This is a genomic window from Amycolatopsis melonis (genome assembly GCF_040064235.1).
GTDB lineage: Bacteria > Actinomycetota > Actinomycetes > Mycobacteriales > Pseudonocardiaceae > Amycolatopsis > Amycolatopsis melonis.
Genome location: NZ_JBDZYD010000001.1, coordinates 453,092 through 475,195, shown reverse-complemented (window position 1 = coordinate 475,195; position 22,104 = coordinate 453,092). Strand labels below are relative to the sequence as shown.

At 70.8% G+C, this 22,104-nt stretch carries 19 protein-coding genes; 9 read left to right on the top strand and 10 right to left on the bottom strand.

The window, feature by feature from the left end; translation table 11 throughout:
• Genes ABJI51_RS02215 through ABJI51_RS02200 form a run of 4 tightly spaced genes read right to left on the bottom strand, consistent with a single transcriptional unit; the run spans position 1 to position 5,217 of the window.
• Positions 1 to 1,599 (bottom strand): acyl-CoA carboxylase subunit beta, encoded by a 1,599-nt coding sequence (locus tag ABJI51_RS02215; protein WP_348947200.1) that lies wholly within the window; start codon positions 1,597 to 1,599, stop codon positions 1 to 3.
• Positions 1,596 to 2,744, bottom strand: coding sequence for an acyl-CoA dehydrogenase family protein (locus tag ABJI51_RS02210; protein ID WP_348947199.1), 1,149 nt, complete (start codon positions 2,742 to 2,744; stop codon positions 1,596 to 1,598). The genes ABJI51_RS02215 and ABJI51_RS02210 overlap by 4 nt, the downstream gene beginning before the upstream one ends.
• Entirely contained in the window at positions 2,741 to 4,429 is a 1,689-nt protein-coding gene (locus ABJI51_RS02205; RefSeq protein WP_348947198.1) for an acyclic terpene utilization AtuA family protein, read from the bottom strand. Before ABJI51_RS02205 ends, ABJI51_RS02210 begins: the two co-directional genes overlap by 4 nt.
• Entirely contained in the window at positions 4,426 to 5,217 is a 792-nt protein-coding gene (locus ABJI51_RS02200) for a TIGR03084 family metal-binding protein (protein WP_348947197.1), read from the bottom strand. The genes ABJI51_RS02205 and ABJI51_RS02200 overlap by 4 nt, the downstream gene beginning before the upstream one ends.
• Before the next feature lie 139 nt (positions 5,218 to 5,356).
• Here ABJI51_RS02200 and ABJI51_RS02195 point away from each other — a divergent pair, with 139 nt between their 5' ends.
• The 4 genes from ABJI51_RS02195 (at position 5,357) to ABJI51_RS02180 (ending at position 11,084) form a co-directional block, all read left to right on the top strand.
• Complete coding sequence (locus ABJI51_RS02195) at positions 5,357 to 6,196, top strand: enoyl-CoA hydratase-related protein (protein ID WP_348947196.1); 840 nt, start codon at positions 5,357 to 5,359, stop codon at positions 6,194 to 6,196.
• On the top strand, positions 6,193 to 6,777 hold the full coding sequence (locus ABJI51_RS02190) for an acetoacetate decarboxylase family protein (protein WP_348947195.1): 585 nt from the start codon (positions 6,193 to 6,195) through the stop codon (positions 6,775 to 6,777). The genes ABJI51_RS02195 and ABJI51_RS02190 overlap by 4 nt, the downstream gene beginning before the upstream one ends.
• A gap of 307 nt (positions 6,778 to 7,084) precedes the next feature.
• Entirely contained in the window at positions 7,085 to 9,994 is a 2,910-nt protein-coding gene (locus ABJI51_RS02185; RefSeq protein ID WP_348947194.1) for a ribonucleoside-diphosphate reductase subunit alpha, read from the top strand.
• 16 nt (positions 9,995 to 10,010) lie between these two features.
• On the top strand, positions 10,011 to 11,084 hold the full coding sequence (locus tag ABJI51_RS02180; protein ID WP_348947193.1) for a ribonucleotide-diphosphate reductase subunit beta: 1,074 nt from the start codon (positions 10,011 to 10,013) through the stop codon (positions 11,082 to 11,084).
• Positions 11,085 to 11,131: 47 nt separating this feature from the next.
• On the opposite strand, the gene ABJI51_RS02175 is transcribed toward ABJI51_RS02180, so the two are convergent.
• A complete protein-coding gene (locus ABJI51_RS02175) occupies positions 11,132 to 11,593 on the bottom strand; it encodes an NUDIX hydrolase (RefSeq protein ID WP_348947192.1) in 462 nt (153 codons plus the stop codon).
• Between the two features lie 27 nt (positions 11,594 to 11,620).
• Positions 11,621 to 12,025 (bottom strand): pyridoxamine 5'-phosphate oxidase family protein, encoded by a 405-nt coding sequence (locus ABJI51_RS02170; protein WP_348947191.1) that lies wholly within the window; start codon positions 12,023 to 12,025, stop codon positions 11,621 to 11,623.
• Positions 12,026 to 12,107: 82 nt separating this feature from the next.
• Here ABJI51_RS02170 and ABJI51_RS02165 point away from each other — a divergent pair, with 82 nt between their 5' ends.
• The 4 genes from ABJI51_RS02165 (at position 12,108) to ABJI51_RS02150 (ending at position 17,250) form a co-directional block, all read left to right on the top strand.
• A complete protein-coding gene (locus tag ABJI51_RS02165; RefSeq protein WP_348947190.1) occupies positions 12,108 to 13,142 on the top strand; it encodes an AraC family transcriptional regulator in 1,035 nt (344 codons plus the stop codon).
• A gap of 17 nt (positions 13,143 to 13,159) precedes the next feature.
• On the top strand, positions 13,160 to 14,617 hold the full coding sequence (locus ABJI51_RS02160; protein WP_348947189.1) for a cytochrome P450: 1,458 nt from the start codon (positions 13,160 to 13,162) through the stop codon (positions 14,615 to 14,617).
• A 236-nt stretch (positions 14,618 to 14,853) separates the two neighbouring features.
• On the top strand, positions 14,854 to 16,671 hold the full coding sequence (locus tag ABJI51_RS02155) for a putative bifunctional diguanylate cyclase/phosphodiesterase (protein ID WP_348947664.1): 1,818 nt from the start codon (positions 14,854 to 14,856) through the stop codon (positions 16,669 to 16,671).
• Positions 16,672 to 16,794: 123 nt separating this feature from the next.
• A complete protein-coding gene (locus ABJI51_RS02150; protein WP_348947188.1) occupies positions 16,795 to 17,250 on the top strand; it encodes a peroxiredoxin in 456 nt (151 codons plus the stop codon).
• On the opposite strand, the gene ABJI51_RS02145 is transcribed toward ABJI51_RS02150, so the two are convergent.
• The 4 genes from ABJI51_RS02145 to ABJI51_RS02130 form a co-directional block, all read right to left on the bottom strand.
• Positions 17,222 to 17,767: a GNAT family N-acetyltransferase gene (locus ABJI51_RS02145; protein WP_348947187.1), complete on the bottom strand. Its 546-nt coding sequence runs from the start codon at positions 17,765 to 17,767 to the stop codon at positions 17,222 to 17,224. The two genes, ABJI51_RS02150 and ABJI51_RS02145, sit on opposite strands and share 29 nt — an antisense overlap.
• Positions 17,768 to 17,808: 41 nt before the next feature.
• Positions 17,809 to 19,020 carry an LCP family protein gene (locus ABJI51_RS02140; RefSeq protein ID WP_348947186.1) on the bottom strand — a complete coding sequence of 404 codons (1,212 nt, stop codon included), beginning with the start codon at positions 19,018 to 19,020 and terminating at the stop codon, positions 17,809 to 17,811.
• Between the two features lie 89 nt (positions 19,021 to 19,109).
• Positions 19,110 to 20,363: a class I SAM-dependent methyltransferase gene (locus ABJI51_RS02135; RefSeq protein ID WP_348947185.1), complete on the bottom strand. Its 1,254-nt coding sequence runs from the start codon at positions 20,361 to 20,363 to the stop codon at positions 19,110 to 19,112.
• Positions 20,364 to 20,457: 94 nt separating this feature from the next.
• The gene (locus ABJI51_RS02130) at positions 20,458 to 21,144 is read right to left on the bottom strand and encodes an alpha/beta hydrolase (RefSeq protein WP_348947184.1); all 687 of its coding nucleotides are present in this window, start codon (positions 21,142 to 21,144) and stop codon (positions 20,458 to 20,460) included.
• A gap of 114 nt (positions 21,145 to 21,258) precedes the next feature.
• On the opposite strand from ABJI51_RS02130, the gene ABJI51_RS02125 reads away from it, so the two are divergent.
• Positions 21,259 to 21,987 (top strand): SIS domain-containing protein, encoded by a 729-nt coding sequence (locus tag ABJI51_RS02125; RefSeq protein WP_348947183.1) that lies wholly within the window; start codon positions 21,259 to 21,261, stop codon positions 21,985 to 21,987.
• Positions 21,988 to 22,104: the final 117 nt, after the last annotated feature.

The following is a 22,104-nucleotide window of genomic DNA, read 5'->3' as shown; positions in this document are numbered from 1 at the left end:
TCACATCCGGAAGACGCCGAAGCCTTCGGCGCCCTTCACTGGTCCATTGTGGATCGCGGACAGGCTCAGGCCCAGCACGGTCCGGGTGTCCCGCGGGTCGATGATGCCGTCGTCGTAGAGCATGCCGGAGAGGAACATCGGCATCGACTCGGCCTCGATCTGGCCTTCCACCATGGCCCGCATGGCCTTGTCGTGCTCTTCGTTGTACTCCTGGCCGCGGCTTTCGGCGGCCGCACGGGCCACGATGGACAGCACGCCTGCCAGCTGGGCCGGGCCCATCACCGCGGACTTCGCGCTGGGCCAGGCGAACAGGAACCGGGGATCGTAGGCGCGGCCGCACATGCCGTAGTGGCCGGCACCGTAGGACGCTCCCATGAGGACGGACAGGTGCGGCACCTTCGAGTTCGACACCGCGTTGATCATCATCGCGCCGTGCTTGATGATGCCGCTCTGCTCGTACTCCTTGCCGACCATGTAGCCGGTCGTGTTGTGCAGGAACACCAGCGGCGTGTCGATCTGGTTGGCCAGCTGGATGAACTGCGCGGCCTTCTGCGACTCCTCGCCGAACAGCACGCCCTGTGCGTTGGCCAGGATGCCGACCGGGTAGCCGTGGATGCTCGCCCAGCCGGTGACCAGCGACGGGCCGTACAGCGGCTTGAACTCGTCGAAGTCGGAGCCGTCGACGACGCGGGCGATCACCTCGCGCGGGTCGAAGGGCACCTTGAGGTCGGCCGGCACGATGCCGAGCAGGTCTTCGGCGTCGTACAACGGCTCTTCGTAGTCCGGCTTCGGCGACGGTCCCTGCTTGGTCCAGTTGAGCCGCTTGACTATGTTGCGGCCGAGGCGGATCGCGTCCTGCTCGTCGACGGCAAGGTAGTCCGCCAGCCCCGAGGTCCGCGCGTGCATCTCGGCGCCGCCGAGCGACTCGTCGTCGGACTCCTCGCCGGTGGCCATCTTGACCAGCGGCGGCCCGCCGAGGAACACCTTCGCGCGTTCCTTGACCATCACGACGTAGTCGGACATGCCTGGCAGGTACGCCCCGCCCGCGGTGGAGTTGCCGAAGACCAGCGCGATCGTCGGGCAACCCGCGGCCGAGGCGCGGGTGATGTCGCGGAAGATCCGGCCGCCGGGGATGAAGATCTCCTTCTGCGTCGGCAGGTCCGCGCCGCCGGACTCGACGAGGTTGATCGTCGGCAGCCGGTTCTGCGCGGCGATGTCCGCGGCCCGGAAGCTCTTCTTGGTGGTCCACGGGTTGCTGGCGCCGCCCTTGACCGTGGGGTCGCTGGCGGAGATCAGGCACTCGACGCCTTCGACGACGCCGATGCCGGTCACCAGGCTCGCGCCGACGCGGTAGTCGGTGCCCCACGCGGCCAGCGGCGACAGCTCCAGGAACGGCGAATCGGGGTCGAGCAGCAGCTCGATCCGTTCCCGCGCAAGGAGCTTGCCACGCTTGCGGTGCCGCTCGACGTACTTCTCGCCGCCGCCCGCGACGGCTTTGGCGTGCTCGGCGTCGATCTCGGCGAGCTTTTCCAGCATCGCCTCGCGGTTGGCGCCGAACCCGGCGTCCCGCGTGTCCACTGTGGACCTCAAGGTAGTCACGAGGTGTATCCCAATCGCTTCGCGGCCAGGCCGGTGAGGATCTCGGTGGTGCCGCCGCCGATGCCGAGGATCCGGACGTCGCGGTAGTGCCGCTCCACTTCGGACTCGCGCATGTAGCCGAGCCCGCCATGCAGCTGGACGGCTTCGCTGACCACCCATTCGGCGGCTTCGACGGCGGTGTTCTTGGCGAAACAGGCTTCGGCGATCACCTCTTCGCCGGAGACGTGCCGGACGGCGACGTGGCGGGTGTAGGTGCGGGCGACGTCGATCCTGCGCGCCATTTCGGTGAGCTTGTGCTGCACGAGCTGGCGCGAGATCAGCGGCCGCCCGAACGTCTCGCGCAGCCGGCACCAGTCCAGCGTCAGGTCCAGTGCCCGCTGCGCGTGCGCGTAGGCCTGCACGGCCAGCGAAAGCCGTTCGGTGACGAACTGGGTGGCGACCTGCGCGAACCCGCTGTTCTCCGTGCCGACCAGGTGCTCGACCGGCACGCGGACGTCCACGTAGGACAGTTCGGCGGTGTCGGAGCAGAGCCAGCCCATCTTGTCGAGCTTGCGGCTCACCGTGAAGCCCGGCGTCCCGCGTTCGACGACGATCAGCGACAGCCCGTGCGCGCCGTCGCCGCCGGTGCGGACCACTGTGGTCACGAAGTCGGCGCGACAGCCGGAGGTGATGAATGTCTTGGCGCCGTTGATGACGTATTCGTCGCCCTCGCGCACCGCGGTGGTGCGGATGCCCGCGACGTCCGATCCGCCATCGGGTTCGGTGACGGCGAGCGAGCCGATCTTGTGTCCCGTCAATGCCGGCCGCACCCAGCGTTCGATCTGCACGGGATCGCCCGCTTCGGCAATGTGCGGGACGGCGATGCCGCAGGTGAACAGCGACGCGAACAGCCCGCCGGACCCGCCCGCGTAGTGCATCTCCTCGGCGACGACCAGTGCGTCCAGGTAGTTGCCGTCCCCGCCGCCGACCTCCTCGGGGAAGGCGACCCCCAGCAGCCCGAGGTCCCCGGCCTTGCGGTGCAGCTCGCGGGGCAGTTCGCCGTCGCGCTCCCAGCCTTCGAGGTGCGGCAGGACCTCCTGCTCGACGAACTTGCGGACGGTCTTGCGCAGCTCGGCCCGCTCGGGTGTCCGGAAAGGATCGGTCACAGCAGAACCTCCGGGACGTCGATCTCCCGCGACCGCAGCCACTCCCCCAGGGCCTTGGCCTGCGGGTCGAACCGCGCCTGCGACGCGACACCCTCGCCGAGGATGCCCTCGACGACGAAGTTCATCGCCCGCAGGTTCGGCAGCAGGTACCGCGTCACCGGCAGCTCGGCGGTCTCGGGCAGCAGCAGCTTGAACTCGGCGACGGTCAGCCGGTGCACCAGCCACCGCCACGCTTCCTCGGACCGCACCCAGACGCCGAGGTTGGCGTTGCCGCCCTTGTCGCCACTGCGGGCCCCGGCGATCGTGCCCAGGGGCACCCGTCGCACCGGACCGTGGTCCAGCGGCTCGGGCAGCGCGGGCTCGTCCACATCGGACAGCTCTTGAATGGACACTGCGGGCGCTATGTCGACCCGCATGCCGTCCGGCAGCACGGCGACGTGCGGTACCTCGGCGGCGTCCACATAGGCCGCGGTGTAGACGCCGTAGGGCGAGGCGTCCGACGGTGGTGCGGTGACGTGGAAGCCGGGGTAGCTGGCCAGGGCGAGTTCCACGGCGGCGCCGGTGAACGCGCGGCCGGCCACCTTCGGGTCGGTGTCCTTGACGGCGACGTGCAGCAACGCGCTCGCGGTCTGCTCAGTGGCGGCATCGGGGTGATCGGTGCGCGCGAGGGTCCACCGGACGTCGGCGGGCGGCCGGTCCTTCAAGGACGCTTCGAGCTGTTCCTTGACCAGCGCGGCTTTCGCTTCGATGTCGAGTCCGGTGAGGACGAACGTCGTCTCGTTGCGGAAGCCGCCGAGGGTGTTGAGCGCGACCTTCAGCGTGGGCGGCGGCGCTTCCCCGCGGACGCCGGAGATGCGGACGCGGTCGGGTCCGTCCTGGCTCAGGGACAGGGTGTCGAACCGGGTGGTGACGTCCGGCCCGGCGTAGCGCGCGCCGGTGATCTCGTACAGCAGCTGCGCGGTGACCGTGCCGACGTTCACCACCCCGCCGGTGCCCGGGTGCTTGGTGATGACGCTGGAGCCGTCGGCCTCGATCTCGGCGATCGGGAAGCCGGGCACGCCGATCGCGTGCTCGGTGAAGAAGGCGTAGTTGCCGCCGGTGGCCTGGGCACCGCATTCGATGACGTGCCCGGCCGCGACCGCGCCGGCGAGGGCGTCGTAGTCGTCGCGGGCCCAGCCGTAGTGCGCGGCGGCCGGGCCGACGACGACCGAGGCGTCGGTGACGCGTCCGGTGACGACGACGTCCGCGCCCGCGTTCAGGCACTCGGCAATGCCCCAGGCGCCGAGATAGGCGTTGGCGGTCAGCGGTTTCCCGAGATTCAGCTCCCCGGCACGCTGTACGAGGTCGTCGCCTTCGACGTGCGCGATCTTGACGTCGAGGCCGAGCTTGGCCGCGAGTTCACGCAGGGCATCGGCGAGCCCGGCGGGGTTGAGCCCGCCCGCGTTGGCGACGATCTTGACGCCTTTTTCCTGTGCCAGGCCGAGGTTTTCCTCCATCTGACGCAGGAACGTCCTGGCATAGCCGCGGTTCGGGTCCTTCATCCGGTCCCGGCCGAGGATGAGCATGGTCAGCTCGGCCAGGTAGTCGCCGGTCAGGACGTCCAGGGGGCCGCCGGTGAGCATCTCCCGCACCGCCGAAAAGCGGTCGCCGTAGAAGCCGGAAGCGTTGCCGATGCGGTAGGTCATGCGAACTGCCCCGGCTTCCGCCCGGCCCCGGGCGGCCCGGCGAAGGCCTGCGCGATGCCGAGCCACTCCTCGACGTCGGCGCCGTTGGCGACGAGATCGGTGTCGGCCGGGTGCCGCCGCTGCGTCACGACCAGGCAGAAGTCCAGCGCGCTGCCGGTGAGCTTCTGCTCGGCGTCTTCGGGGCCGAACGCCCAGGTGGAGCCGTCGGGCGCGGTGAGTTCGACGCGGAACTCCCCGGCGGGCGGGGCGAGCGAGTGCACCTTGTAGGCGAAGTCGCGGGTGCGGGTGCCGAAGCGGGCGATGTGCCACAGCCGCGCGGTCGGCTCGCGGGTCAGGCCGAGGGCGTCGAAGACGTCCTGGCCGTGCGCCCAGGTCTCCATCAGCCGCGCGGTGGCCATCGAGGCGGCACTCATCGGCGGGCCGTACCAGGGCAGCTTCTGCCCGTCCGGCACGGCGGCGAGGGCTTCGGCGAGCTGCCTGCGGCCCGCCCGCCAGTCTTCGAGGATTTCCCGCGGCGGCCGCTGGGCACCGGCGGCGGCCCCGTCGTCGACGTAGGTCTCGCCGGCCTTGAGCAGTTCTTCGACCTCGGCCTGCCACTGCTCCGGGTGGGCGGCCGCGATCAGGGCCTTCCGGTCGGTCCAGGCCAGGTGCGCGATCTGGTGCGCGATGGTCCACCCCTCGGCGGGCGTCGCGCGCGCCCAGTCCGACGCGGGCAGGGCCGCCACCACGTCGTCGATCGTCCGTGTCTCCGCGTCGAGATCCCCGAGGATCACGCCGAGGTCCGCCATCGCCAGCCTCCTTGCGTCCTGGGGCCAGCGTCGCACCGGCGTCCGGAAAAATCAAGCACGCCTGATTGTTTCGCCCCGGACGCTGCGGACACACTATTGACATCTTGCCAGTAGTGCCGGGCTGCAATACGTTCCCACCATGGCCGACTACGCCGAGATCACCTACGCCGTCGCGGAGCGGATCGCCACGGTGACGCTGAACCGCCCGGAGGCGCGCAACGGCTACACGATCCGGATGGCCGACGAGCTCGCCGACGCCATGGACCGCGCCGACCGGGACGAGGACGTGCGCGTCGTCGTGCTGACCGGGGCGGGCCGGGACTTCTGCGTCGGCGCCGACCTCTCGCAGGGCGGCTTCGACTTCGATCCGGCGGACGGCCCCGGCGCGGCGTGGCAGGAGCCCGCCGGCCGGTGCTCGAAGCGGATCTTCGCGATGCACAAGCCGGTCATCGCCGCCCTGCACGGCGCGGCCGTCGGCGGCGGCCTCACCATCACGCTGTCGTGCGACTACCGGCTCGCGGCGGAGGATTCCCGCTTCGGCTTCGTGTTCACCCGCCGCGGCATCTACCCCGAAGGCGCGTCAGCGTGGTTCCTCCCCCGGCTCGTCGGGATGGGCACCGCACTGGACTGGATGATCAGCGGCCGCGTCTTCCCTGCCGCCGAGGCACTGGAGAAAGGCCTGGTGCACAAGGTGTTCCCGACCGGGACCGTCGTGGCCGAAGCCTATGCGCTGGCCCGCGAGATCGTCGAGACGACGGCGCCGGTGTCGGTCGCGGTGACCCGCCAGCTGCTCTACCGGATGGCGAGCGCCGAGTCGCCGTTGCCGGTGCACGAACTCGACTCGAAGCTGATCGGCGGCCTCGGCGCCAGCCCGGACGCCGTCGAGGGCGTCCTGTCGTTCCTGCAGAAACGGCCGCCCGCGTTCGGCATGCGTGTCGACCGGGACCTGCCCGAGTACCTGCCCTGGCTGGAGAAATGACCGCTTACCCGCCGCAGCCCTGGAACCTGGTCGCCGACGCGCACGTGTCGGTCTGGCGCGTCCCTGCGCGCGAGGTGCACCCGGGCGCGCTGTCCGTCGCCGGGTACACCTGCGTGTTCACCGCCTGGATCGCCTACCGCGAACCCGGGCAGCTCAGCTACCACGAGCTGCTGGCGGCCGTCCCGGTCCGTGGCAGGCGGACCACGTGCACGATCACGCAGATCTGGGTGGACTCGGTCGTCTCCCGCGACGGCGGCCGCGAGCTGTGGGCCATCCCGAAGGACCTCGCGGCCCTGCAGTTCACCGACCGCACGTACACCGCGGCCACCGGCGACGACTGGATCGCCACCGCGGCCTTCACGCCGAGGCCGGGTTCGCCGCTGGCCCTCCCCACCCGGTTCGACGTCCTCCAGGACCACGACGGCACTCCGGTGCGCACGCCGGTCGCGGCGAAGATCCGGCCCCGGCTCGCGGCGGCCGACTGGTCGGTCAACGCCCGCGGCCCGCTCGGCTACCTGGCCGGCCGCCGCCCGTTCCTGAGCCTCGCCCTGCCGGGCGCGCAGCTGCGCTTCGGCGCCTGAGCGGGTCCCGGGTGGGCGGCAGCCACTCCCAGCCCACCGGGCCGCGCAACCTACCTGCCGGACCCCGCGCCCGCGCGGTGAACTGCATCTCTGGGTGATCACGCAATCCCGTCAGGGTGAACTCCTCGACACGCCATCTGGGGTCCCGCGCGCACCTGGACCCCTACATGTAGTCTCTCACCACCGGCAGCCCCCAGCGACGGGGAGACCGCTGCGGAGGGTCGCCGGGCAGCTTTGGAGAAACCGCAGCGCACGGCCTCACCAGGTCGTGTGGCGATCGAACGCGCCCGAAACTTTGGAGACACGCATGTCAGTCGAAACCGGTCAGCGGCCGCCCGCGACCGCCTCACCCACCGCGATCCGGGTCATCCGGCGGGACGGCAGCGTGTCGCCGTTCGACGCCGGCAAGATCTCGGTCGCGCTGACGAAGGCGTTCCTCGCGGTCGAGGGCGGCGACGCCGCCGCGTCCTCCCGCGTGCACCACGTCGTCGCCGAGCTGACCACGCAGGTCGAGGCGTCCCTGCTGCGCCACGCCGGCCCCGAGGCCGCCCTGCACATCGAGCAGATCCAGGACATGGTCGAGCTCGCGCTGATGCGCGGCGAGCACCACAAGGTCGCCCGCGCCTACGTTCTCTACCGCGAGGAGCGCGCCAAGGCCCGCAAGGCCACCGCGCCCGTCCCGGCCGAGGCCGCGGTCAACGTCAAGGGCACCGACGGCGTCCTGCGTCCGCTCGACTGGGCCCGCGTGTCCCACGTCGTGGGCGAGGCCGTGGCCGGGCTCGACGACGTCTCCGCCGAGCCGGTGCTGGCCGAGACCAAGCGCAACCTCTACGACGGCATCAGCGCCGACGAGCTGGCACTGGCCCAGATCATGGCCGCCCGCGTGCTCGTCGAGCAGGAACCGAACTACTCCTACGTCTCCGCCCGCCTGCTGCTGGACAAGCTGCGCGGCGAGGCGCTGAGCTACCTCGCGAAGAAGCCGCGCCAGGCCAGCCAGGACGAGATGGCGGCCGAGTACCCCGCGTACTTCCGCGCCTACCTGCGCCGCGCGATCGAGCTGGAGCTGGTCGACCCCGAGCTGCAGCGGTTCGACCTCGACCGGATCACCGCCGCGATCTGCCCCGAGCGCGACCTCGACTTCGGCTTCCTCGGCCTGCAGACGCTGTACGACCGGTACTTCCAGCACCACGACGGCACCCGGTTCGAGCTGCCGCAGGCGTTCTTCATGCGCGTGGCCATGGGCCTGGCCATCCGCGAGAAGGACCGCGAAGCCCGCGCCATCGAGTTCTACGAGCTGCTGTCGAGCTTCCACTTCATGGCGTCCACGCCGACGCTGTTCAACTCGGGCACCACGCGCCCGCAGCTGTCGTCCTGCTTCCTGACCACGGTGGACGACGACCTGGACTCGATCTTCCAGGCCTACAAGAACAACGCGCTGCTGGCGAAGTACTCCGGCGGCCTCGGCAACGACTGGACCCCGGTCCGCGGCCTCGGCGCCCACATCAAGGGCACCAACGGCCAGTCGCAGGGTGTCGTGCCGTTCCTCAAGATCGCCAACGACACCGCCGTCGCGGTCAACCAGGGCGGCAAGCGCAAGGGCGCGGCGTGCGCGTACCTCGAGACGTGGCACGTGGACATCGAGGAGTTCCTCGACCTGCGCAAGAACACCGGTGACGACCGCCGCCGCACCCACGACATGAACACCGCGAACTGGGTGCCGGACGAGTTCCTCCGCCGCGTCGAGGCCGACGCGCAGTGGACGCTGTTCTCGCCGAACGAGACCCCGGACCTGCACGACCTGTACGGCAACGAGTTCGCGCAGCGCTACCGCGAGTACGAGGCCGCCGCCGACCGCGGCGAGATCAAGGTGTTCCGCCGGGTCCGCGCGGTCGACCTGTGGCGCCGCATGCTGACCATGCTGTTCGAGACCGGTCACCCGTGGATCACGTTCAAGGACCCGTGCAACCTGCGCTCGCCGCAGCAGCACGTCGGCGTCGTGCACTCGTCCAACCTGTGCACCGAGATCACGCTGAACACCAACTCCGAAGAGGTCGCGGTCTGCAACCTCGGTTCGGTCAACCTGCTCAAGCACGTCACTCCGTCCGGTTTGGACACCGAGCGGCTCGAGAAGACCGTGCGCACCGCCGTCCGCATGCTGGACAACGTGATCGACATCAACTTCTACACGATCCCGGAGGCGCGCCGCTCCAACCTGCGCCACCGGCCGATCGGGCTGGGGCTGATGGGCTTCCAGGACGCGCTGTTCGAGCTGGGCCTGCCGCTGTCGTCGGAGGCCGCGGTGCAGTTCGCCGACGAGAGCATGGAGCACATCTCCTACTACGCGATCTCGGCGTCGACCGACCTCGCCGAGGAGCGCGGCCAGTACCAGTCGTTCGAGGGATCGCTGTGGAGCAAGGGCATCCTGCCGATCGACTCGATGCAGCTGCTCATCGACGCGCGCCAGGGTGACAACCTCGACGTCGACACCTCGGCCACTTTGGACTGGGCGCCGCTGCGCGAGCGGGTCAAGACCGTCGGCATGCGCAACTCCAACGTGATGGCGATCGCGCCGACCGCGACGATCTCCAACATCTGCGGCGTCGGCCAGTCGATCGAGCCGCTGTTCCAGAACCTGTACGTCAAGTCGAACATGTCCGGCGACTTCACCGTGGTGAACCCGCACCTGGTCCGCTCGCTCAAGGAGCGCGGGCTGTGGGACGAGGTCATGGTCAGCGACCTGAAGTACTTCGACGGCAGCCTCGGCCAGATCGACCGCGTCCCGGACGACCTGAAGGCGCTGTACGCGACGGCGTTCGAGATCGAGTCGAAGTGGCTGGTGGACGCGGGTTCGCGGCGCCAGAAGTGGATCGACCAGGCGCAGTCGCTGAACCTGTACATCGCGGCGCCGAGCGGCCGCAAGCTGGACCAGCTGTACCGCTACGCGTGGCACAAGGGCCTCAAGACCACGTACTACCTGCGGGCGCAGTCCGCGACGCACGTGGAGAAGAGCACCCTGCGCGGCACCGACGGCAAGCTCAACGCCGTCTCGGCCACCCCGGCTCCGGCCGCGGCGGCTCCGGCCCCGGCGCCCGGTCCGACGCCTGCGCCTGCTCCCGCGCCGTCGCCTTCGCCTTCGCCCGAGCCCGATGTGGACTTCGTGGCCACCGAAGGCGCCGCCTGCCGCATCGACGACCCCGACTGCGAAGCCTGCCAGTAAAGGAATCCCTGCACCGATGACCAACGTGGAAACGACGGACGGCACCGGCCTCGGCGAGATCGAGGTCGGCGCGGCCCGGATCAACGTCGACGACAAGCGCATGATCAACGCGCGCGCCGACGTCAACCAGCTGCTGCCGATGAAGTACAAGTGGGCCTGGGAGAAGTACCTGGCCGGCTGCAACAACCACTGGATGCCGACCGAGGTCGCCATGCAGGCCGACATCGCGCTGTGGAAGTCGCCGGACGGCCTCACCGAGGACGAGCGGACGATGCTCAAGCGCAACCTCGGCTTCTTCGCGACCGCGGAGTCCCTGGTGGCCAACAACATCGTGCTCGCGGTGTACCGGCAGATCACCAACCCCGAGTGCCGCCAGTACCTGCTGCGCCAGGCGTTCGAGGAGGCCGTGCACACGCACACCTTCCAGTACATCTGCGAAAGCCTCGGCCTGGTCGAGGGCGAGCTGTTCAACATGTACCGCGAGGTTCCGTCCATTTCGGACAAGGACGCGTGGGCGCTGAAGTACACGCAGAACCTGGAGAACCCGGACTTCGAGACCGGCACGCCGGAGGCCGACCAGGCGTTCCTGCGTGACCTGGTGGCGTTCTACGTCATCTTCGAGGGCATGTGGTTCTACACCGGGTTCGCGCAGATCCTGTCGCTGGGCCGCCGGAACAAGATGGTCGGCATCGCCGAGCAGTACCAGTACATCCTGCGCGACGAGTCGATCCACCTGAACTTCGGCATCGACTGCATCAACCAGATCAAGATCGAGAACCCCCACCTGTGGACCCCGGAGTTCCAGGAGGAGGTCCGCGGGATGCTGACCGAGGCGTGCGAGCTGGAGGTCGCGTACGCCCGCGACACGATGCCGCGCGGCATGCTCGGCCTGTCGGCGCAGCTGTGCGAGCAGTACATGCACTTCATCACCGACCGGCGCGCGCAGCAGATCGGGCTCGCCCCGATCTTCGGCGAGACGGAGAACCCGTTCCCGTGGATGTCCGAGGCGATGGACCTGAAGAAGGAGAAGAACTTCTTCGAGACCCGCGTGATCGAGTACCAGTCGGGCGGCGCCCTCGACTGGGACTGACGTTCCGGTGACCAAGCCCCGCCCTGGGATCCCCAGGGCGGGGCTTTTCACGTGACGCGCGCGGCCAGCTCCGCGTCCAGCGGGCTCATGTCCGCCTCGACGGGCTCCCGGGGCGGCCACCACCGGAAGCCGAGCCCTTCCTCGCTGGGGACGAGCCGCGGCGCGGTGACCAGCTCCGTCCGGTAGACGGCGAGGAACTCCCGGCGCGCGGGAGCCACCAGATCGAACTCGGCCACCGCGGCGAACGTCAGCGGCACGCCGTGGATGCCGGTCTCCTCGCCCAGCTCGCGGGCGGCGGCTTCGCGACACCTTTCGCCGGGTTCCCGCATGCCGCCGGGCAGTTCCCACTGCCGTCGCCGCCGGTCGAACAGCATCAGGACGGCACCGGCGTGCACGGCCACGACCAGGGCGGCGGGCAGCGGAACCAGCCGCGGCAGCTCGCTTTCCGCGACGCGGCGCACGGCCACGAGGAGGTTGCCGGTGCGGTCACGAAGCGGAAGCCGGGCCATGGCCCCATCTTCCCGCCACCGAATGCGTCAGTACACGTAGCGGCGCACGGTTTCCGGCCGGATCACCAGCCGGATCTGGTCGGTGTTCCGGATCGCCTCCGCCGCGGCCGCGTGGCGCGGGTCGCCGAGGTCCCAGTACCGCGCCGCCAGGCGGGCGGCCAGCTCGTGGGCGCCCTCGGTTTCCAGCGAAACCGGGCCCGCCACCGACACCCACCGCTCGGGCTCCCCCACCGGCGCCGCCACCACGAGCGAGGCCCGCGGGTCACGGCGGGCGCGGCGCACCTTGAGCGAATCCGGTTCGGTGAACAGCTGGATCGTGCCGTCGTCGGCCGCCTCGTACCAGACCGGGCGGGGTTCGCCGGTGGACACGGTCAGGAAGCCGAGCAGCGGACGGCGGAGCAACTCGAGATCGTCGGGAGTCAGTGCGTTCATGTCCCCGATCCAACCGGCACCTCGCGGACGATCCCATGGGCAGGAAGCCGGAATCCCTGTCCATTCGTCTAATCTCGGCGAGGTGGACGTGCTCGACGACCTCTTCCGCGGCATCCGGGCCCACGGCTCGCTGTTCGGCCGCTCGGCCCTCACCCCGCCGTGGGCCCTGCACTTCGTGGACGGTGCGCCGCTGACCCTGTGCACCGTCGTCGGCGGCGGGGGCTGGATCGTCCCCGAGCACGGCCCGCCCGAGCCGCTGCGGGCCTACGAGACCGTCATCGTGCGCGGCCCGGAGACGTTCACCTTCGTCGACGCACTCGGCACCCCGGCCGAGCCGGTCGCCTGCGGCGAGTACTGCACCGCGCCCGAGCAGGGCGGGACCCGGCACCGGCGGGGCTGGCACGACGACAACGGCGGCGCGACGACGCTGATCGTCGCGGCCTACCCCGTCCACGGCGAGCTGAGCCGCCCGCTCCTGGACGCCCTGCCCGCGGTACTCAGGATCGAGAGCGACGGCACGGGCGACCCGGTGCTCGACCACCTCGCCGCCGAAGCCGCCGTGGACGCGCCCGGCCAGCAGGTCGTCCTCGACCGGCTGCTGGACTGGCTCCTGGTCTGCACCCTGCGCACGTGGTTCGACCGCCCCGGCGGCGAGCCACCGGCCTGGTGGACCGCGCAGCGCGATCCGGTGGCCGGCCGGGCACTGCGCCTGCTGCACACCGAACCGGCGGCACCGTGGACGGTCGCCACGCTGGCGGCACGTACCGGCGTGTCGCGGTCGACGCTGGCCAAGCGGTTCACCGAGCTGGTCGGCGAACCCCCGCTGACCTACCTCACCGGCCGCCGCATGGCGCTCGCGGCGGAGCTGCTCGCGGAGCGGGAAACCGCCACCGTCGCCGAGGTCGCCCGCGCCGTCGGGTATGCCGACCCGTTCGGCTTCAGCGCGGCGTTCAAGCGGGTCCGGGGCGTCACGCCGAGCGAGTACCGGCGCTCGATGGCCAAGACGAACACCCCGGCACACCCCGGCCAAGCTTCCGGAGACCGGTCCGGATCACCCGAAAAGACGGCCGCCGAGGTGTTGTCAGAGCGTCAACAAGGGTGCATCGTGGAGGCGTAGCCGATCTCAGCGGGGAGATGGTCACCTTGCCGGGCACCGTGAGCCGAGCCGCCGGAGCGCTGCGCGAACGCGTGCCGCCGCTGACCGCCCTGCCCCTGCCGCGGGGCGTCGACGAACGCTGGCTGCACTCGCGCTGGCCCGTCCGGGAACTCGCCACCCCGCCCGCCGGCAGCGGCCTCAAGCCCGTGCTCGGCGATGCGGGACCGCCGCTCGTCGGCCACATGCCGGAGATGATGCGCTTCGGCATCTCCTTCGCGCTGCGCCGCTACGAACTCTACGGGCCGGTCAGCTGGACCGGCGGCTTCGGACGGCGGATCGTCGCCCTCTCCGGTCCCGAGGCGACGCAGATCGCGCTCGTCAACAAGGACAAGGCCTTCTCCCAGGAGGGCTGGAAGTTCTTCATCGAGAAGTTCTTCGAGCGCGGCCTGATGCTGCTGGACTTCGGCGAGCACCACCTGCACCGCCGCATCATGCAGGAGGCTTTCACCCGCCCCCGTCTGGCCGGCTACGTCGGCGAAATGGGGCCGGCGCTGCGTGACGGCGTCGCCGTGTGGGGTGGCGGGCGGCCGCGGCTGTACTGGGCGCTCAAGCAGCTGACGCTCGACGTCGCGACGCGCGTGTTCATGGGCATGCCCAGCGGTGCCGACGCGGCCCGGATCAACCGCGCCTTCGTCAGTTCCGTGCGGGCAGGCACCGCGCTCGTGCGCGTCCCGGTGCCGGGCGGCCGGTGGTCGGCCGGGCTGCACGGGCGGAAGGTCCTCGAGCGCTACTTCGCCGAAACCCTGCCCGCCAAACGGAATTCCGACGGCGACGACCTGTTCTCCGCGCTCTGCCACGCCACCACCGAGGACGGCGACCGGTTCTCCGACACCGACATCGTCAACCACATGATCTTCCTGATGATGGCCGCGCACGACACGACGACCATCACCGCCGCCGCGATGGCGTACTACCTCGCCAAGTACCCGCAGTGGCAGGAGCGCGCCCGCGAAGAGTCGCTGGCCCTCGGCGACGACGTCCTCGACATCGCCGCGGTCGAGAAGCTCGAAACGCTCGACCTGGTCATGAAGGAGGCGCTGCGGCTGGTGGCGCCCGTGCCGTCGCTGGCGCGCAAGACCGTCAAGGACACCGAGGTTCTCGGGCACTACATCCCCGCGGGCACCCTCGTCGGCGTCTCGCCGACGGTGAACCACTTCGCGCCCGAGTGCTGGACCGACCCGTTCGCCTTCGACCCGGAACGGTTCGCCGAACCGCGCCGCGAGGACAAGGCGCACCGGATGGCCTGGATGCCCTTCGGCGGCGGCGCGCACAAGTGCATCGGGCTCCACTTCGGCAGTCTCGAAGTGAAGTTGCTGATGCACGAACTGCTGCGCGCGTACCGCTGGTCGGTTCCGGAGAGTTACACCGCGCGATGGGACTACGTCTCGCTGCCGGTGCCGGCGGACGGTCTTCCGGTGCGGCTGACCCCGCGCTGACCCGGCACTGTCCACCGCTGCATACACACGGTGACAAAGTGTCACCGGACCTGGACGGGTGTTCACTCGTTCAGCCGGTAGACACCCCGTGACGCGCATGATGGCGTGGCATCGGTCTCGGGCGAGGGATACCTAGTGTGGCCTCATGATCCCCGACACCATGTCTGAACTGGCCTGACGTGCACGTGAAGAGGTGGAGTGTGCCTGAGCCCGGCGCCGCGCCAGGACTGCTGGAGGTGGCCCGCCGGTGGGCGGCGACGTTGGCCGACACCAAAGGAGTAACGCTTCCTCCGGAGGAGCTCGAACCGCTCCTGCTGGAGGTCGCGCACGACGCGGTCGACCAGGCCGGCTCGAAGCACGACGGCGCGCTGCTGCGGTTCACCGCGCTCTATGCGGCGTCGCCGATGGGCATCGCGCTGGCCGACCCGGACGGCGACATCGTCGAGGCGAACCTCGCACTCGGCCAGCTGCTCGGCTGCTCGCCGGAACGGTTGCGCGGACGGCACATCACCGACCTCGGCTCGACCGACCACGACGTCTCGCGGCTCGAAGCGGGCCTGGAGAAGGTGCGTGCCGGCCGGGAGCGCTACCAGGAGCGGATGCTGCTCGACCACGCCGAGGACGGGCAGCTCTGGGCCGACGTCACGCTGGCCCGCCTGCCCGGCGACCGGCCGGGCTCGGTCTATCCCGTGCTGATGGTGTCCGACGCGAACGAGCTGCACCTGCTGCAGGAACGGCTGCTGCACCAGAACGTGCACGACCCGCTGACCGGGCTGCCCAACGCGTCGTCGTTCACCACCAAGCTCGAAGCCGCGCTCGGGGCGGGCGCGCGCGACGACATCGCGCTGATCTACCTCGACGTCGACGGCTTCAAGGTGATCAACGACGGCCTCGGCGCCGGCGTCGGCGACCAGGTGCTGCGCGGGGTCGCGAACAAGCTGTCGGCGGTGTTCACCGGGCACCACGACGGGTTCGTCGCGCGGCTGTCCGGCGACGGCTTCGCGGTGCTGCTGCGCGGCGAGCTGGCCGCGACCGAGGTCGTCGAGCTGGTCGAACGGGCGCTGGAGGACCTCAACGAGCCGATCTACCTTGGCGGGCACGGCATCGGCGTCAGCGCGAGCGCGGGCATCGTGGTGCGCGCGGCCGTCGAGGGCGGCGCGGCGGAACTGCTGCGGGCGGCGGAGATCGCGCTGCACCGGGCCAAGGAGGCGGGCAAGGCGCAGTGGATGCTGTTCGACCCGGAGCTGGACGCGCGTGACCGCGGGCGTTACCAGCTGGGCGCGGTGATCGCCGGAGCACTGGAGAACGGCGAGTTCTCCCTGGTCTACCAGCCGACGGTCAAGCTCGCCCGCCCGGACGAGCTGGCCGCGGTCAACGCGGGGCTGCGCTGGAACCACCCGGAGAAGGGCGAGCTGGACTCCGACGAGTTCTACCCGCTGGCCCAGACGACGGGCATGACGGTCCCGCTCGGCCGCTGGCTCCTGGCGGAGTCCCTCGCGGCGACGGCCCGCTGGCGCACCCGCTTCGGCGAGGCGGCCCCGGACGTGTGCGTCCGCCTCCCGACCCGCCTGGCGATCGACCCGGATCTGGTGCTGCTGGTGAAGGAACAGCTGGACAAGCACCAGCTGCCCGCCCAGGCCCTGCGGCTGTGCACGGACCGCGATTCGGTACTGGACCCGCGCGGCGAGGTCCTGGACTCGTTCGCGGTCCTGGCCGACCTCGGCGCGCAGCTGGTGCTGACGATCTCGGGCTCGGCGGACCTGGAGCTGATCCCCCAGCACCGTCTCCCGGTCCGCCACGTGATCCTGTCGGGCCCGGTGGTCGACGCACTCGACACCCCGGAACCGACGGAGGCGGCGATCCGCCACCTGACCCAGCTGATCACCCGCGCCCGCGAGCTGAACCTGCGGATCGGCGCGGAGGGCGTCCGCACCCACGAGCAGGCGGCCCGGCTGCGCCAGCTGGGCGTGGTGGCGGCCCGAGGCCCGTTCGTGAGCGACTCGGCCACCGGCGACGAGGTCGACGAGCTGATCGCCCGCCACCCGGGTTCCTGAGCCCCGGACGCCCCGAGGTGGCGATGCCCGGCGCCGGTCCGCGGTCGTGGCAGACCGAGCCGGTGACCTCCCCGCTCCGGGCACCGGGCAGGATGAGGCCTGCCGCCGACGAGAAGGGACGTCATGGACGCCGGAGACCTCGCCCCCGACTTCACCCTGCCCGACGAGACGGGCACCGACCGCCGCCTCTCGGACTTCCTCGCCACCGGTCCGGTCGTGCTCTTCTTCTACCCCGCCGCCATGACCACCGGGTGCACCGCCGAAAGCTGCCACTTCCGGGACCTCGCCGCGGAGTTCGCCGAGGTCGGCGCGCACCGGGTCGGGATCAGCCCGGACGACGTCGCCAAGCAGCGGCAGTTCTCCGAAGCCCACGGCTTCGACTACCCGCTCCTGTCCGATGTGGACGGTATAGTCGCCAAGCAGTTCGGCGTCTGGCGCAAGCTCCTGCCGCTGCACGCCAAGCGGGTCACCTTCGTGATCGGGCAGGACCGGCGCGTCCTCGAGAAGATCAAGAGCGAGCTGAACTTCACCGTCCACGCCGACCAGGCGCTCAAGGTGCTGCGGGACAAGGTTTCCTGAGCCGCCACACGTGGTTGGTGCCGCCGCACGACGGTGCCAGCGGTTTCGCCGCCGTCCGCTCCCCCACCTTCGTGAACCCGAGGCGCGCCGGGATCGCTCCACTTCGGACGTTCCGCTCGTCGTGCTGGATCTCGGCGTAGCCGGCGCCGAGGCGGAACGCCTCCGCCGTCAGCAACCGGACGGCGCGGGTCATCAGGCCGCGGCCGGCGAAGCCGGTCGCGAGCCAGTAGCCGATCTCGACGCCGCCCTCGCGCGTCATCAACCCGATGCCGCCCGCGAGCGAACCGCCCGCGCGCAGGGCGAAGTCGTGCGTTTCCCCGGTCTCCCAGTTCTTCCGGGTGGTCCGCAGGAACTCCGCACAGTCCTCGGTCGTGTAGCCGCCGGTCGCCCAGATCAGCCACGCCCCGAGGTGCTCGAGGGACCCGTTGACCGTCGCGTGCAGCTCCGGCCCGTCGGCGAACTGCCAGCGGGACAGGGTGAAGCCCGCTTCGCGATACGTCTCGGCCGGGGTCTCCATGCCTTCATGGTGCCCCGGCCGGGGCCTCGCGCGCTGCCGAATTAGTTCACGATGACGTTGTCCGGCACCGCTGTGTCGTTCTTCAGCGCGTCGAACAGCTGCTTCGACTTGTTCTTGTCCCAGTTCTCCGCCGACCCGTTGGTCACCGGCACCGTCGTCGTCACCACACCGCCGGAGGAGATCCCGCGCATCGCGATCGCCAGGCCGGCCAGGTTGTGCACGTGGTCGCCCGAATCCATGGTCAGCGCGTCCGGCGCCGCCGACAGCAGCGGGAAGAAGTCGAACGGGTTGAGCAGCGTGCCGGGGCTGGCGATCTGGCTGACCAGCGCGCCGATGAACTTGCGCTGGTTGGCGACGCGGTCGAGGTCCGAGCGCGGCGTCGCCGCGCTGTGGCGCATCCGGACGAAGCCCAGTGCCTCGCGGCCGTCCAGCTGCTGCGGGCAGCCCGCCTTGATACTGATCCCGGTCATGGTGTCATCCATGTCCTTGTCGATGCACATCTCCACGCCGCCGATCGCGTCGACGATCTTGGCGAACCCGCCGAAGCCGATCTCCGCGTAGTGGTCGATGTGCAGCCCGGTCGCGCCTTCGACGGTCTGCGCGAGCAGCTTCGGCCCGCCCAGCGAGAACGCCGCGTTGATCTTGTTCTTGCCGTGGCCGGGAATCGCGACCTGCGAGTCGCGCGGGAGCGACAGCAGCGTCGGCTTGGTGTCGTTGTCCGGGATGTGCGCGATCATGATCGTGTCGGTGCGCTGCCCGCCGCCCGCCGCGGCGACGTCGCCGGTGGCGAGCCGCTCCTCGTCCTCGGCCGTGAGGCCCTCGCGGCTGTCCGAGCCGACGATCAGCCAGTTGGTGCCGGACGCGGCGACCGGGCGCCCGGAGTAGTCGGCGAGCGCGTCGACACGCTTGATGGAGAACTCCAGGTAGACCCAGATCCCGGCCAGGAACACGACGAACACCAGCACCAGCGCGCCGAGGACCTTGCCGATGCTCCAGCGACGGCGGCGCGGCGGCCGGGACGGCGGGTAGTCGTCCTGCACGGGACGCCGCGGCGGGTCCTGGCGGGGCGGCGGGGGCGGCGCGTACTCCGGCTCGCGGGTGCCCATCGGGCGGGTGCGCTCGTCGTACGGGCTGCGGCCACGCCCGGGCAGCGGCATCATCTGCGCGCGCTGGTGCTCCCGGGGGCGCCCGGCGGCCGGCCGGGGCGGCGGCATCCGGCGCCCGCCGTCGTCGCCACGGTACGTCATCACCATCACCCAATCCCGATCCGGACAAAAGTGTCGCCGTCAGTACACCGCACGTCCTCGGAAGAGGGACGCCCGGCACCGGGGTCGGGTTGCGGTCACCGCCCGGTGGCCTCGTAGCCGAACTGGTGGACCTTGAGGTACCCGGACCGGAACCCGGCCTCGGAATAGGCCAGGTAGAACTCCCACATCCGGCGGAAGACGTCGTCGAACCCGAACCCCGCGATGTCGGCCCAGCGCTGCAGGAACCGCTCGCGCCACAACCGTAGCGTGCGCGCGTAGTCCTGGCCGAACTCGCGCATCCCGGCCAGCCTGAGCCGGGTGTTCGCCTTGACGCCCTCCTCGATCGAGCGCACCGACGGGATGATGCCGCCGGGGAAGATGTACTTGTGGATCCAGGTGTAGGCCCGCGAGGCGGCCAGCATCCGGTCGTGGTCCATGGTGATGGCCTGCAGGCCGAACCGCCCGCCGGGGCGCAGGCGCGCGCCGATCGTCTCGTAGAACGCCGGCCAGTAGGACGCGCCGACGGCCTCGATCATCTCGACGCTGACCACGGCGTCGTACTGGCCGCTCGACTCGCGGTAGTCGCACAGCTTCACCTCGACGCGGTCGGAGAACCCGGCCGCGGCGATGCGTTCGGTGGCCAGCGCCCGCTGTTCCTCCGAAATGGTCAGTGACGTCACGCGTGCGCCGCGGGCCGCCGCGCGGATGGCGAGTTCACCCCATCCGGTACCGATTTCGAGGACTTCGCTGCCTTCGCGGACGCCGGCGTAGTCGAGCACGCTGTCGATCTTGCGGTGCTGGGCGGCGGTGAGGTCGTCGCCGGGGCCGAACAGCGCCGAGGAGTACGTCATCGACGGGTCGAGGAAGGCGCCGAAGAGGTCGTTGGACAGGTCGTAGTGCCGGTGGATGTTGGCGCGCGCGCCTTCGAGGGTGTTCTCTTCGGACGGCGGCTGCGTGCGCTCGGCGATCCGCCGGAACTTCTGCAGCACCGGCGGCACGAGCGTGGCCATCCGCTCGGCGAACGGCGTGAGCACCTCGGCCAGGTCGGAGGCGGTCCAGTCACCGGCCATGTAGGACTCGCCGAACCCGATCTTCGCGTCGACGCCGAGGCGGTGGAAGAACGCGCTGGGCCGCAGAATCCGCATTTCGGGCGATTCCGGGCCACCGGCCCCGAGGACGGTGCCGTCCGGGAACGTCACCCGCAGGTCCAGCGGGCGGACCGCGCGGCGGAACAGTGCCGCGGCGATCCGCGCGCGCAGCGCGGAGTGCGGCGGGGTGGCCAGGCCCGGCCAGCGGGACTCGTCCGGGACGTCCTGCACCGACGCCCGGTCAACGCTCGAAGTGGTCACGGTTCTCCCTCCGGCCGGCCAGGTACGCCGGTGATCGATCCTAGTCGCCGCACCCCCGCGGCGCGCTTCGCCGAATGCCCTGTTCGGGGCGTTTTCACACGGGTATTCGCAGGCGCCCGGGCGCGGTCCACGCGCCGCGGAGCGCGTCGCCGTCGTCCCCGGCGAGCTGTTCCAGCGTGAAAGCGATCGTGAGCCGGGTCCACACGCCTGCCCGGCGTAGCATCGCGTGTCCTTCACCGCCGATTTCGAACCGCGCGACGCGGGCGGCGACGTCTTGCGCGCGTTCGGCGTAGGCGTGCGACTCCGCCGGGCTGGTCATCCGGTCGCGGGTGCCGTGCACGATGAGCACCGACCGCCCGGCGACGGCCGCGACCGGCTCGCCCCGCGGTGTCCACGGCGCGAGCGCGCAGACCCCGCGCACGGCCGGGTCGTCGGCCACGCGCAACGCGACCCGGGCGCCCATGGAGTGGCCGACGAGCACCACCGGCAGGCCGGGGTGGTCGGCGCGGAGGCGGTCCAGCGCCCAGCGGGCGTCGGCGACGGGGTCCTCGGCGGGCGCGTTCCAGCCGTAGCGGCGGTTGCGCAGCAGCCGCACCTCGATGCCGTGCGCGCGCCCGGCCCGGTGCAGGGCACGCGCGATCGGCACCATCCGGAGGAAGGCGAGCTTCCAGGGCGCCACCCTGCCGGTGCCGTGCTCCGCGCCGCCGTGCAGCACGAGCACGACCGCTTCGGTCCGCCCGCGTGCCGGCCACACCGACACCGCCGGTTCCACCTCGCCCACCCGAGTCCTCCTCGCCTGCATCCGGATCAACTTCGCCCGCCCACCCGGCTATTCCACCGCGGGCCACCCCGTTCGCGGTAGATTCGGCGCCCGATCCCCGACGGAAGGGTGGGTGTGGTGAACGCCACGGACATCGCGGGCAGCGTCGCCAAGCAGCTGGCGGACGTCGAGCAGGCCAACGCCGAGGCAGTGCGCGAAGCGGCGGAGCTCGTCCTGGGGGTGATCCGGGCGGACGCATTGGTCTATACCGCCGGGGCCGGGCACTCGCTCGCGGCGGTCGCCGAGACGTTCTACCGCGCGGGCGGCCTGGCCTGTGTCTACCCGCTCTACCACCCGGAACTGCTGCCGCTGCACGGCGCGGTGCACAGCACGCAGACCGAGCGGCGCCCCGGGCTCGCGGCGGAAGTGCTGGCCGAGCGCGCGCCTGGCCCCGACGACGTCCTGGTGGTGTTCTCGACGTCCGGGGTCAACCCGTACCCGGTCGAGCTGTGCCTGGAGGCCCGCAAGCGCGGGGCGGCGGTGATCGCGGTGACGTCCCGGGCCTCGGTGGCGGCGGCACCGCGTCGCTCGTCGAGCACGGTGGCCGAGGAGGCCACGGTGGTCCTGGACTCCCTGGTCGTCCCCGGCGACGCGAGTTACCCGCCGGACGCCCCGCGCACCGCCCCGCTGTCCACTGTGGTCAACGCGTTCCTGTGGAACCTGGTACTGGCCGAGGTCCACGACCGCGGCACCAAGGAAGGCCTGGACCTCCCGCTCTGGCGCAGTTCCAACATCCCGGGCGGCGACGAGGCCAACGCCTCCCTCCTGGCCAAGTACACCCCCATCGTCCCCCAGCTCCGCTGACCCACGCGCGGAGGGGCATCACGCGTGACCGGGCGGGCATCACGCGTGATTGGAGAGGCATCGCGGTGATGCCCCTCCAATCACGAGTGATTCCCCTCTGATCACACGTGATGCCCG

What these genes read in the sequence shown, in the direction of transcription:
- ABJI51_RS02205 (WP_348947198.1), bottom strand. Translation starts at nt 4,429, where the DNA reads ATGACCTACCGCATCGGCAACGCTTCCGGCTTCTACGGCGACCGCTTT.
- ABJI51_RS02200 (WP_348947197.1), bottom strand. Translation starts at nt 5,217, where the DNA reads ATGGCGGACCTCGGCGTGATCCTCGGGGATCTCGACGCGGAGACACGG.
- ABJI51_RS02195 (WP_348947196.1), top strand. Translation starts at nt 5,357, where the DNA reads ATGGCCGACTACGCCGAGATCACCTACGCCGTCGCGGAGCGGATCGCC.
- ABJI51_RS02190 (WP_348947195.1), top strand. Translation starts at nt 6,193, where the DNA reads ATGACCGCTTACCCGCCGCAGCCCTGGAACCTGGTCGCCGACGCGCAC.
- ABJI51_RS02185 (WP_348947194.1), top strand. Translation starts at nt 7,085, where the DNA reads ATGTCAGTCGAAACCGGTCAGCGGCCGCCCGCGACCGCCTCACCCACC.
- ABJI51_RS02180 (WP_348947193.1), top strand. Translation starts at nt 10,011, where the DNA reads ATGACCAACGTGGAAACGACGGACGGCACCGGCCTCGGCGAGATCGAG.
- ABJI51_RS02175 (WP_348947192.1), bottom strand. Translation starts at nt 11,593, where the DNA reads ATGGCCCGGCTTCCGCTTCGTGACCGCACCGGCAACCTCCTCGTGGCC.
- ABJI51_RS02170 (WP_348947191.1), bottom strand. Translation starts at nt 12,025, where the DNA reads ATGAACGCACTGACTCCCGACGATCTCGAGTTGCTCCGCCGTCCGCTG.
- ABJI51_RS02160 (WP_348947189.1), top strand. Translation starts at nt 13,160, where the DNA reads ATGGTCACCTTGCCGGGCACCGTGAGCCGAGCCGCCGGAGCGCTGCGC.
- ABJI51_RS02150 (WP_348947188.1), top strand. Translation starts at nt 16,795, where the DNA reads ATGGACGCCGGAGACCTCGCCCCCGACTTCACCCTGCCCGACGAGACG.
- ABJI51_RS02145 (WP_348947187.1), bottom strand. Translation starts at nt 17,767, where the DNA reads ATGGAGACCCCGGCCGAGACGTATCGCGAAGCGGGCTTCACCCTGTCC.
- ABJI51_RS02140 (WP_348947186.1), bottom strand. Translation starts at nt 19,020, where the DNA reads ATGGTGATGACGTACCGTGGCGACGACGGCGGGCGCCGGATGCCGCCG.